The following is a 12263-nucleotide window of genomic DNA, read 5'->3' as shown; positions in this document are numbered from 1 at the left end:
GGGCGATCTCCCGCACGTCAGTGTTCGACCGGTCGATACTGGGGCGGGTGCTCGAAGGTATGCAGCGGAGCCGGGCTTGGCACGGTCCACTCCAGGTCCTCAGCCCCGTCCCACGCCTTGGCGGGCGCGGTCTTGCCACCTCTTACACACATGATGACGATCACCACGAACAGCAGCTGCGAAAGGCCGAACATGAAGGCACCGATGCTCGACACCATGTTGAAGTCAGCGAACTGCAGCGAGTAGTCGGGAATACGCCGTGGCATGCCAGCGAGACCAGAAAAGTGCATCGGGAAGAACGTCAGGTTCACGCCAATGACCGACAGCCAGAAATGCCACTGAGACAACCGCAGGTGCGGATAATGGCCGGTCCACTTCGGCAGCCAGTAATAGACCGCCGCCATGATCGAGAACACCGCCCCTGGCACCAGTACATAGTGGAAATGAGCCACCACAAAGTAGGTGTCGTGATACTGAAAATCTGCTGGTGAGATCGCCAGCATCAAGCCCGAGAAACCTCCGATGGTAAACAGTACGACAAAGGCAATGGCAAACAGCATCGCCGGCTCAAAGCTGATAGAGCCGCGAAACAGTGTCGTGATCCAGTTAAACACTTTCACCCCGGTGGGTACCGCGATAAGCATCGTGCTGTACATGAAAAACAGCTCTGCGACCAATGGCAGTCCGACGACAAACATATGGTGCGCCCAAACCAGAAAGGACAGGATGGCAATGGACGCCGTGGCGTAGACCATTGAGGCGTACCCGAACAACCGCTTGCGCGCAAAGGTCGGGATAATCACCGACACGATGCCGAACGCCGGCAAGATCATGATGTAGACCTCGGGATGCCCGAAGAACCAGAAAAGATGCTGGAACAGCACCGGATCGCCGCCGCCCCCCGCGTTGAAGAAGCTGGTGCCGAAATTAATGTCCATCAGCATCATGGTGACAACGCCTGCGAGGACCGGCATCACCGCGATCAACAGGAAGGCGGTGATCAGCCACGTCCAAACGAACAAGGTCATGTCCATCATGCGCATCCCAGGGGCACGCAGGTTGAGAATGGTCGCAATGATGTTGATGGCGCCGAGGATCGAGCTGATTCCGGCAATATGCAGCGACAAGATAAAGAAGGTGGTGGACGGAGGTGCGTAGGTCGTGGACAGGGGGGCATAGAATGTCCAGCCGAAGTTCGGCGCGCCGCCAGGCATGAACAGTGTGCTCAGCATCAGCGTAAAGGCAATCGGCAACAGCCAGAAGCTGAAATTGTTAAGCCGCGGGAGCGCCATGTCCGGAGCCCCTATCTGCAGCGGCACCATCCAGTTGGCAAGACCCACGAAGGCAGGCATGACCGCGCCAAACACCATGATGAGCCCGTGCATGGTGGTCATCTGATTGAAGAATTCAGGCTGAACCAGCTGAAGTCCTGGCTGAAACAGCTCGGCCCGCACCACCAGGGCGAAGACACCGCCGATCAAGAACATGGTCAAGGAGAAGATCAGGTACAGCGTACCGATCTCCTTATGGTTGGTCGTCAGCACCCACCGCATCAGGCCGCGGGGTCGATGATGCTCGTGCTGGCCTGTCGCAGCGCTATCCGCTGCGGAGGATTGCAGACGATGCTTGGGAGGCAGTGACGCCATGGCGAAGTTCTCCCCGGTTGGCAGTCCGTCCGACACGGACCAGGTGTCAGCGTGTCACGTCAATCTGTGTATCGAGGCTGGGTGACGCACGGGGCGTCACTCGGCCAGCATTGCGGCGATCTCGGCGGGCTGGGTGACCTCGCCCGAGTCATTGCCCCAGGCATTACGTTCATAGGTGATGACAGCGGCTATCTCGACAGGATTCAGCGTGGTGCGAAACGCCGGCATGGCCGACCCCGACACACCGTTGACGACGGTGTCGACATGTCGGCCGGGATCATCCAGCAGCGCCTGGTTACCCGCCAGGGCGGGGAAAGCCGGCGGCAGTCCGCTGCCATCAGCCTGATGGCAAGACGCACAGATCGAGCCATACACCTGCTCGCCCCTGGCCATCAGCTCATCCATGCTCCACTCGCGGTCGACGCCCTGCGCCTCCTGGGCGGCGGCCTCCTTGCGCTGTGCCAGCCAGGTGTCGAACTGCTCCTGCTCCACCGCCTCGACCACCACGGGCATAAAACCGTGATCCTTGCCACATAGCTCGGCGCACTGGCCGCGATAGATGCCCGGCTCGTTGATCCTTACCCAGTTCTCGTTGACGAATCCCGGCACCGCATCCTGCTTGACCGCCAGCTCCGGAACCCACCAGGAGTGGATGACGTCATCTGCCGTCAGCAGTAGGCGCACCTTCTTGCCCACCGGCAATACCAACGGTTCATCGACTTCCAACAGGTAATGGTCCCCCTTGGCGCTGTCACCAGTGATCTGTTCCCGCGGGGTCGCAAGATTGGAGGTAAAGTCGACATCCTCACCCAGATAGCTGTAATGCCAGCGCCATTGCTGGCCCGTGACCATGACGTCGAGATCAGCGTCAGAAGCGTCATACATTTTCTTCAGCGTCGCCGTGGCCGGTACCGCCATGCCGACCAGAATCAGCAAAGGCAGCGCGGTCCAGATGACCTCTACCGTGGTGTGTTCATGAAACGTGGCGGCCTTGGCCCCCTGGGAATGGCGGTAGCGAAACAGCGAATAGAACATGGCGCCGAAGACCACCACGCCAATCACTACGCAGATCCAGAAAATCGTCATGTGCAAGGAGTGCACTTCACGACTCACGTCAGTGACACCGACCGGCATGTTCCAGTCAGCCGCAAGGAGAGGACCGCTCACTCCGGTCATCAGCGCTGCAACCAGCATTCCTGCAGTCATCCATACGTGGCGTATGCGCATCGATGCCTCCTGGAGCCTGTGTGATACATCGGTTGTTATTCGTCTGTCGTGTAATGTCTGTGGCCGGTTGTAGATGGGGGCTGATCGGCGAATTCCCTGGATCTTCACCTGACGCATCCGTCATGACCTGATGCATCCGACAAGCAACACCGCGCTGTTGCCTGACCCGGCACTTCCCGGTAGCGCATCACCCACTTCCCCAACACCAGGTGCCACAACGCAGATCGCCACCTCGACGGTGGAGTCACTACCCCGCCGCCAAGGTGGCGATCACTACCAGTACCACCACAAACAGCACCCCTGCCAGGATGCCTACCACGATAAAACTGGACGCCTTGCCAGAGGTGAAATCCTCCTGCCGTCGGGATTCCTTCTGAACGCCAAAGAAGGCGGCGAGTACAGACGTAATGGTCTTCCACATCGCGACCTCCGGTCAGGTCAAGTCATCCCTCGTCCTTCGCTTGACCATAGTTCAGCCGGAGACAGTTTGCGTTGCGCATTAGACGAAGGTCATAGTCCGAAAAGTGCTACCAGCGCCGGTAGCAGAAAGGCCGTCACCAAACCTGTGAGCCCCATGGCAAGTCCAGAGAAGGCCCCCGCCATGGCACCGAGCTTGGCAAAAGCCTGGGCGGTACCAAAGCCATGCGCCGCCAGTCCCATGGTGAAGCCCTGCACCACCGGATCACGAACGCCCAGCATGCGAAAAATGAAAGGCCCCAGGGCACATCCAATGGAGCCGGTAATCAGCACAAGGCCCGCCGCCAACGATGGAATACCACCAATCTGCTCCGCCACCCCCATGGCAATCGGCGACGTCACCGAACGAGGTGCCAGCGACAGCACTGTCTGCGGAGACGCGCCGAACAGCAGCGCCAGACCCAGCGTCGAGGCCACCGCCGTCACGATACCCGCGCCACAGGCGGCCAACAGTGGCACCAGCAGTTGGCGCACCCGCTCTCGGTGATCGTAAAGCGGTATCGCCAGAGCGACGGTGGCCGGGCCCAGCAGAAAATGGATGAACTGAGCGCCTTCAAAGTACGTCGCGTAGTCAATCCCAGTCAGCAGAAGAAAGGTAATGATCAGCGCAATGCTAAGCGTCACCGCATGCAGCAGCGGCGTCCCACCCAGCCAACGATTGATGCGCACGGCCAGGGCAAAGGCCAGTAGCGTCACCAGCAGCGAGACCAGCGGATTCCCTGACAGATAGACCCACAGTTCATCCAGGGCAGAGGCTTCCATTAGCGACCTCCCCTGCGCGTCGCCAGCGACGACATCACCCAGGCCGTTACCGCCAATGTCAGCGCGGTCGACAGCACCAGAGTTGCCGCGATGGCCACGCCATCATTGGCAATCAGTCGACCATGCACCATCAAGCCCACCCCGGCAGGCACGAACAACAGCGTCAGGTAACGCAGCAGCCCCTCACCCGTGGTCCGCAGACTCTTAGGTACCTTGCCGCGGATCGTCAGACCCACCAGCAGTATGACCATCCCGATAACAGGCCCCGGAATCGGCAGCCCCAACAGCCGAGCCAATAATTCACCCGCAAACTGACAGCCCAGCAATAGGCTCATTCCCAGAATCAGCGGCATCCGCGTCCCCTCCGCACCTTGTTTACTCTCCCTATAGTGTGTCAGAGCACAGACAAACTGGGCAGCGCTGACCATCACCAGCGGTCAATTTCCAACCAATTGAAATAAAAGCGCAAAAAGGGGTTTTCATTTCGAAATGAACGCGCTAGTATACGCCTCGTCTTCGGGGGACAGGCCAGACGGTCACAGAGCCCAAAGGCCAAGTCGGAGCGTGGCGCAGCTTGGTAGCGCGTTGCAATGGGGTTGCAAAGGTCGCAGGTTCGAATCCTGTCGCTCCGACCACTGAATACTTATGAAAAAAGCTCTTGCGCCCTCCGCGTCGGAGCTTTTTTTGTGTCTGAAGACATGACCTCATTCAGCCTGGAGGCAATGGTGGCACCCGCTACCTCATCACCGGGTCATGCCCCACCCTTGCCCAAAGTGCTACGGTTATTCCGTGAATCTAGGACTAATGAGGCAAAATTAGTTCACGCCTTTGTATTCCACCGAGTAGTCACTTCCGAGCTCTTGCTGTAAAAATTTCGCTAACTTATTCCCTTCTCTATCGTGTGCAACCTCTTCCTCTCGACTCTGAAACCCGGAGTCAGGGGGATAGTCATCACAATAGGTGCCCTGATATGTGTAGTCCCACAACAAAATTCTACGTCAAAGTCCAATAGAGATTGGAAGGTTTTCGATACCAATATGGCCCATACTCTCTATATCAGGACAGAAAATTGGACTAGCCAGAAACTCACACATTAAATATAATCTAGTCATGGCGATGACTTCCATTTACCTACAGGGCTTGCCCTAACCACAAATCCACTTGAACCAACTCCAATGGAAATATTTTTCTCAACATCTTAATAAATCACTCTGTAAACATAGCTACTACCATTAGTCCCTACGACATCGCTAGCCTTTAAAGAATTTATCACGAGTGAAGCACGAGATTTTTGCGGTGGAAACGTTCCAACAAAAACGAAAAGTTCTTCAAAAGACAACCTACAGGAAAAACAATCCTCTCTCATCATAGGGTAAAACAGCAAGACAGACTGCTAAAGCAAGGAGAGGCGCACAGCCCCTCCCGAACGTCGCAGGTTCACAGAGGTTTGGGAGAGGCCGGCTTATGTTCAATTGAACATCTTGGACCTGAAAACTAGCCTTTCGGGAGTTTCTCAGCAACAGCGCTAAACTCATCTGCTGAAAGACCTGTCAGCAGTTGCATCTCCCAATCAAAAAACTCTGTATCTTTGATTGAGTGGAAGACTAAAGATCTCAAACTTGACCTTTCATTTAAAGAAATTTCTACATTTGGAACAAAGGCCTCTACCGCCTCAAGTATAATTTCGGCTGGAAAGTCCGGCGTAGCAGAGCACACCACAATTTCCCCCTTTTCCTCTAGTGAAAGCAAAGCCCGTTTTATGATTAAAAGTAGAGGGTTATCGTCCATCAATATGGCTCCGTTCTTGTGGGGAGCTGTGAGACATATTCGGTCCAATTAAGTGTCTGAAATGCAGTGCCCCCATCTGGCACATTTGGATTTCTAACAACCACAGTTCCCGTATCTTCATGCAAATGGAAGCTCCTCCCATCGGGGGTGTGGCGAACACTGCTTGGACTATTTAAAACATTCTCAATATGATCTTTATATTGCTAACGTATTTCTATTTGAAAACCTGAAAATTCGCACTGTTGAACAATATGCTTTTCAAACCACGGCCGCTTGCAATTTCCTCCGCCGCAAGCTGGTGGTTTAGCCGGATAGCATTACTTATATTGCTCGCATCATAAATTTTTACCACACGTCTCGGAACATCAGTCAAGCTAGCATACGTCAGTTGATCGATGGCTTGCAGTTGCTCTTCTATAGAGTTCATTGCCCTTTCCCCCGCTTGATTTTCAAAATCACGCGTAAAGGTTCGCCCATTGATCTGATACTCGATCTCAATGCTATCCGGCCTCGGATTACATGGATCGGCCCGGTTCAGCCGCACAGGCACATTTCCCACATCATCGCCATTTTGCAGAGACAGGTTGATTTCGTTCACCCACCGCTTATAAGCGCTGTTGTTGAAAATCTAGTTCTGAGGAAACAGATTGAAACGATCACAGGTGCCGCCATGACGGCAAGCTTGAATATGCCCGCCAATATCACCCGCGATACCATCTCGGCCCACAGCAGTCTGTCGCTCATCCCGAACTCTCGAACTGTTCACAGTCCGGTCCGTAATCTCATCGACATATACTTCCTCGCCAGTCCTGAACGTGCCACCAGTGGAAATCACGGCCAGGGGGGAGCACTCAGCAGCTGCATCCCTGGCGAAGTGTCATGAGGCTCCCCCATCCGCCCATTGATCCTGTTGCACTTAGAAGCTGATCTGCCCTTGGCCCACCCTTAGCTAACAACTATTATTCAGCGCTTTGATGAAAAAGGTGGTTAGAACTCACAACTCAAAAGACAATCTTGAATCGTTCATTCTCATCACTCCCGAACAACGACATAAACTGCTTTGCCGACATAATCGACATAGATACATTTTCTTCCCCTAACGATGAAAAATCAGCGATTCCATCTAAATCAGGGAAGTTTCCATCATCTCCACATAAAAATCTCTCCACACCAAAAACAAAGATTCTTTTACTTTCACACTCATGAAGAAAGTTAACTGCATTCTTCATGGTTAAATAGTCAGTCTCCACTCCATTCACCTCAATCAAAAGGAGATCTCCTATCAGGATCAGTACGATCTGAAACCTGAACAATATCCCCAGTTCGATCTTCCTAACTACGTAAGATCCGTCACTATTAATGTACGCTGTAGCCGGATCATCATTCCTCCTACCAATTTCAGGGTTATGACGTACATCACAAGTTGAAACCTTTCTTCTGGGTTCCAAAATCGTTTCGCTAATCGAAGATCGGTCCCACCCTCTACGCCCCATTTGCCGCTCAATCTTTGGAGCAATAGATATTGCTACATCCTCTGCAGGTACATTAAGGACTTTACCAACACCTCCCACCCGCGACTGCAGCAACCTTCTAATCCCCGACGCCGCAGCCTTGGCTGCAACACCACCACCCGATAGCGTCAGTACAATATCAACATCGGTGGTGTCGACTTCAGCGCCGCCCCCCATGGCACTCCAGTAGGCTTGATCATACACCCTGATGGTATCGGCGGAGCCAGCGCTGTCAATCGAAGCCATCTCGCCCGGGTGGTGGACAGTTGCTCCCAAACTATACGGTGAGTCGAGCCCACTTCCCCAGTAGCTGGAATCCACCGCTCCAAACAGGCTGCCATCTTGGTACTGGGCCTCGCTTACTTGGAACATGACCACTGGCTCACCGTGAGCGATGATGACTTCTCCATCACTCCACCTGAGCGGCTGCCCAGCATACTGTTGCCTTATTTCATTGTAGGCGGCCTGTGCGACCTGAAGGTCACTCAGGAACCTCGCATACTGTGGGTTGTTTGCATTGCTGGATGTGCCCAAGCTGGCGAGCAAGTCACTGAAGGCGGTGGTTTGGCTAGCGTCCAACTGAGCGCCAGAGACCAGCGCGAACATATCGTCCCAGCTCAGATCACCAATACTAGGTTCACCCCGCTCCGCTGCTAGCTCGCGAGACCGGTCTGCCAAAACCTCCCGCTCCTGCGGATGCAGCAGCCGGTTATACTGCGTCGCACTCCCCTGAGTGGCGCCGGCGTTGACCAGATCGTCAACTCCGTTACGGCGCTAGGCCGAAGTAACGGACATCCCTTTCTGGCCAATTGAACATCCGAGACGTAACTTACGTTATTTCAGGAGTCTTGCGCTCCTTCACTCCAATAATATTGCGCCTGGAGGCTGAGTCTGCCCGGCGAGTCATGCGATAGCTTACTTGATCAATCTCATGTTCCACTTGCTCATTGAGACCGAAAACCGTGCCCATCTGGTTCAAGAATCGTATAAGTATACCATTACACGTTCACATTCAACATCCAGCTCCCCCCAATCTCCTTGTAGGATGTACCTTTTCCCTTTCCATAAAAAAACATCAATATTCCCCATATCAGCTTCTTCTGATAGATCACTAAAAACCATAAAACTGTTATAGAACTTATTAACTTTCTCCACCACAGCGAACTCGATAACACCGCGTCTGTAGCAATACTGCTCACCTGGATGATAATTAATGTATTTAGAGTGCGTTTCCATTAATACAAAATCCATGAAAAAAGATATATGATCAGGCCCTTTATCAATCTTCAGAACATAACTATCCTGAAGATAAACATCCTTAAGACCTTGAATAGTAAAGTACTCATTCCATTTTTTATATTTCTCGTCATTATATATCAAGTTCAATCTCCGTGTGATTCCCTGGCGAGCGACGACTCGTCAACTCTCCAGTCTTCGGATCAATCCTTTGCCCTGCCGAATTTCTAACCTCGATGTGAGGCGCAGCACTACCCGGTGCTCTTTCACTTCCGCCCTTTATTGTGATGCGAGCAACACCGTTCTGGTCCAAGTACTTTAAAGGACCTCTAGCACTCTGGCTTGCAACCCACCCCTGGCTTTCAGCCCACACTTTCAACTCACTAGCTTTAGGAATAGCCCCATCAACAAAAAAGTCGCCTAACCTACTAAGCGGTATTGATCCATTGGTAACCAGCCGCGACTGCAGCAACCTTCTGATCCCCGACGCCGCAGCCTTGGCTGCAACACCACCACCCGATAGCGTCAGTACAATATCAACATCGGTGGTGTCGACTTCAGCGCCGCCCCCCATGGCACTCCAGTAGGCTTGATCATACACCCTGATGGTATCGGCGGAGCCAGCGCTGCCAATCGAAGCCATCTCGCCCTGGTGGTGGACAGTTGCTCCCAAACTATACGGTGAGTCGAGCCCACTTCCCCAGTAGCTGGAATCCACCGCTCCAAACAGGCTGCCATCTTGGTACTGGGCCTCGCTTGCTTGGAACATGACCACTGGCTCACCGTGAGCGATGATGACTTCTCCATCACTCCACCTGAGCGGCTGCCCAGCATACTGTTGCCTTATTTCATTGTAGGCGGCCTGTGCGACCTGAAGGTCACTCATGAACCTCGCATACTGTGGGTTGTTTGCATTGCTGGATGTGCCCAAGCTGGCGAGCAAGTCACTGAAGGCGGTGGTTTGGCTAGCGTCCAACTGAGCGCCAGAGACCAGTGCGAACATATCGTCCCAGCTCAGATCACCAATACTAGGTTCACCCCGCTCCGCTGCTAGCTCGCGAGACCGGTCTGCCAAAACCTCCCGCTCCTGCGGATGCAGCAGCCGGTTATACTGCGTCGCACTCCCCGCCACCTGGGCACCGATCTGCAGCTCACTGTCGTCGTTGCTGGCGATCTCGGCGGCAATGACGCCAATGATCTGGGAGTTCATTACCAGCAACCGGCCTTTGTCGGCCTGGTCCAGGTCGCTGTACTCTCCAGCGAGCTTGTCGACCAGCAGTTCGTTGGCACCGGCGGCGAGTGCACCGGTGGTGAAGTCACCGCCTGCGGCTTCGGCGGCCAGGCCGCCCATGACGGCGTGCAGGGCGGCCTTGTTCAGGCTGCCGTTTTCAAGGGAGGTATTGCCGATAGCGTTAAAACCAGCGGCGGCGAAGGTGTTGGCCAGGCTCACTTGAACTGCGTCACCCAGCGCAGCGTCACCGCCAAGCGCCCGGTCCAGCAGCGCGGAGGTGGTGTTCTGCAAGAGCTGGTTGGCGCCGAACTGACCCGCCCCTTGCCAGGTGCCAAGGGGGGCGCCTGTGACCGTCCCGCTATTAGGAAGGCCAGTTGTCAGGCCGGTCTGGGTGCCGGTCCAACCGTCGTACAGGCCGTTGGTCAGCCCGGCGGTCATGCCCGCTACAGCGTAGCCGCGCAGGGCGTCACTGGAGGTGACGTCGCCCCAAGCCTCGCCGAGGTCCCCCTGTTGATTGATGGTGCTGACGGCGGCATTGCTGGCCACACTGGTGAGCGAGGTAGCAGCCGCTACATTGGCCCAGCCACCAGCCGCCAGGGCGCCAGTTGTCGCACCACCCGCGACCAGCTTGGTGGCCATGGGGCCGACGTAGTAGGCCACCACAATCGCCACCACCAGCTGCGCGGCGGCGCTCATGCCTGAGTGGTCATAGTCCCACTGGTCATGGAGGGCCTTGACCTCGCGCCAGTCGACGTCGCCACGGGCTTCCATCTCGGCCAACCAGGCAAGGCTCGGGTCGGCCTCGACCATGGCGGAGATGGTCTGGTGGATGCTCTGTTCATCGACCTGCTCGATGTCGACGTTGACGCCCTGGGCGGCGCGGATGATCCGCTCCCCCTGGGCCACCAGCTCACTCTGACGCAGGGTCTCGACGGTCTCGCCTTCGCCCTTGGCCGACTGCCAGACGGCATTGCTCGAGCTCTTCTCGTGGGTCTCGCTATGCAGGTCACGGGCATGGGCGAAGGTGATCTCGCCGCCGCTGTCCAGCACCAGATCGTTGCCCGCATCGAGTCGGGCGCCCTCATAGGTCTGGTCGCCGTCGCTGACGATGATCAGGTCACCGCCGCTGGCGATCTCGCTGCCCTGGGCGCGCAGGTCCTGCACTTCATCGAGACGATGCTTGTCACCGCCGAACAGGCCACCGCTCTCGTTCTTCTCGTAGCGGGAGTAATCCTCGTCGTTGGCAGCCAGCAGGACCACGTCGCCACCGGCATACAGATACGCCTCATCACCGGCGCTGGCGGTACTTGCCACCAGGGTGAGATCGCCCCCGGCGGCCACCGTCAGGTCGGTGCCGGCCGCCAGCTCGCCGCCCTGCTGGCGCACTGTGCGGGTGTCGTAGGTCTTGTTGGGCTTGCGGGTGTGGCTCTCGCTGGAGTTAGCCGCAGACGCCAGGGTGATGTCACCGCCGGCGACCAGGCCCAGCCCCTCGCCGGCCTCGACGCGGCTGGCGAGCAGGCCGATATCGCCTCCGGCGCTAAGGCTCGCGCTGCCTCCCGACTCAAGGGTGCTGCCCACCTGGGTCACGTTATCGGTAGTGGTGATCTGGCGACGACTGACGTCGCGGCTGGCGTCGCTGTCCTCACCGGAGACAATAGCCATGTCGCGCCCGGCGGCCAGCACCAGGTCATCACCGCTTAAGACCTGACTGGCGTCGATCGCGATATCCCGTCCGGCCTGCCAGGTAAGATCGCCCCCGGCGGTGGTGGTTGAGCCGAGCGTCGTGGCGCTGTCCTGATAATCGCGACCACGGGCATCCTGCCAATGGCTGACGTCCACCACGGCTCCGGCCACGATGTCACGACCGGCGGTCACGGACAGGTCAGCACCGCTTGTCAGGCGGCCACGATTGATCACGTCACGCCCGGCCTGGATGTCGAGTTGATCGCGGGCGCTGATGCTGCCGCCCTGGTCGAGATAGCTGCGATAGTCCCGTGAGGTGCCAGCCGCCACGCTTAGGCGGTCGTTGACCACGTCCCCCTCAAGGGCCGTCAGGCTGACCCGATCGCCGCGAATCTGTCCCCCCATGGCGTTGCGGATATCGTCGCGGGCGGTGAGGTTCAGGGCGTCTCCGGCCTCGACCAGGCCGCCCTGCAACACTGACCCAGCAGCGTAGGCATTAAGATCGTGGGTGGCGCGCAGGGTGCCGACGTTGACCAAGTCACCGCCGCTGATCAGGTCGATGTCACGGCCCTGGATCACCCCACCACCGCGCACGTCTCGGCTGTCCAGGTTGGCCAGGTACAGCACCGGCGCGAGCACCGTCTGGCCGTCGATCTGACGCTCCTCCAGCCAGACGATGTCGTGGGTCAGCGCCGCCACCTG

General features: G+C 56.5%; 10 protein-coding genes and 1 tRNA gene. 1 reads left to right on the top strand and 10 read right to left on the bottom strand.

Annotated elements, in window-relative coordinates; genetic code table 11:
* Positions 1–17: 17 nt before the first annotated feature.
* The 5 genes from ctaD to KUV86_RS00035 form a co-directional block, all read right to left on the bottom strand.
* Positions 18–1646 carry a cytochrome c oxidase subunit I gene (gene ctaD / locus KUV86_RS00055; protein ID WP_206938486.1) on the bottom strand — a complete coding sequence of 543 codons (1629 nt, stop codon included), beginning with the start codon at positions 1644–1646 and terminating at the stop codon, positions 18–20.
* Between the two features lie 96 nt (positions 1647–1742).
* Positions 1743–2873, bottom strand: a complete 1131-nt coding sequence (coxB, locus tag KUV86_RS00050) for a cytochrome c oxidase subunit II (protein WP_222483220.1) — start codon at positions 2871–2873, stop codon at positions 1743–1745.
* Positions 2874–3120: 247 nt separating this feature from the next.
* A complete protein-coding gene (locus KUV86_RS00045; RefSeq protein WP_206938482.1) occupies positions 3121–3294 on the bottom strand; it encodes a DUF2970 domain-containing protein in 174 nt (57 codons plus the stop codon).
* Positions 3295–3383: 89 nt separating this feature from the next.
* Positions 3384–4112 carry an LrgB family protein gene (locus KUV86_RS00040; RefSeq protein WP_206938480.1) on the bottom strand — a complete coding sequence of 243 codons (729 nt, stop codon included), beginning with the start codon at positions 4110–4112 and terminating at the stop codon, positions 3384–3386.
* Complete coding sequence (locus tag KUV86_RS00035) at positions 4112–4465, bottom strand: CidA/LrgA family protein (RefSeq protein WP_206938478.1); 354 nt, start codon at positions 4463–4465, stop codon at positions 4112–4114. The genes KUV86_RS00040 and KUV86_RS00035 overlap by 1 nt, the downstream gene beginning before the upstream one ends.
* 205 nt (positions 4466–4670) lie before the next feature.
* Between KUV86_RS00035 and KUV86_RS00030 the strand changes: the two genes are divergently transcribed.
* Positions 4671–4747, top strand: a tRNA-Pro gene (locus KUV86_RS00030).
* A gap of 859 nt (positions 4748–5606) precedes the next feature.
* On the opposite strand, the gene KUV86_RS00025 is transcribed toward KUV86_RS00030, so the two are convergent.
* From KUV86_RS00025 to KUV86_RS00005, 5 genes are all read right to left on the bottom strand, one after another.
* The gene (locus KUV86_RS00025; RefSeq protein WP_222483219.1) at positions 5607–5900 is read right to left on the bottom strand and encodes a hypothetical protein; all 294 of its coding nucleotides are present in this window, start codon (positions 5898–5900) and stop codon (positions 5607–5609) included.
* A 214-nt stretch (positions 5901–6114) separates the two neighbouring features.
* A complete protein-coding gene (locus KUV86_RS00020) occupies positions 6115–6498 on the bottom strand; it encodes a hypothetical protein (protein ID WP_222163879.1) in 384 nt (127 codons plus the stop codon).
* A gap of 403 nt (positions 6499–6901) precedes the next feature.
* Positions 6902–8017 (bottom strand): colicin E5-related ribonuclease, encoded by a 1116-nt coding sequence (locus KUV86_RS00015; protein WP_222483218.1) that lies wholly within the window; start codon positions 8015–8017, stop codon positions 6902–6904.
* A gap of 369 nt (positions 8018–8386) precedes the next feature.
* Positions 8387–8791 carry a hypothetical protein gene (locus KUV86_RS00010; RefSeq protein ID WP_222483217.1) on the bottom strand — a complete coding sequence of 135 codons (405 nt, stop codon included), beginning with the start codon at positions 8789–8791 and terminating at the stop codon, positions 8387–8389.
* The coding region (locus KUV86_RS00005; protein ID WP_222483216.1) for a hemagglutinin repeat-containing protein at positions 8781–12263 on the bottom strand (3483 nt) is incomplete at its 5' end. The genes KUV86_RS00010 and KUV86_RS00005, both read right to left, overlap by 11 nt.

Origin of the sequence: Halomonas sp. DP8Y7-3 (genome assembly GCF_019801675.1) — a bacterium.
GTDB lineage: Bacteria > Pseudomonadota > Gammaproteobacteria > Pseudomonadales > Halomonadaceae > Halomonas > Halomonas litopenaei_A.
The sequence above is the reverse complement of the archived record's forward strand: the minus strand, read 5'-3'. Positions and strand labels throughout refer to the sequence as shown.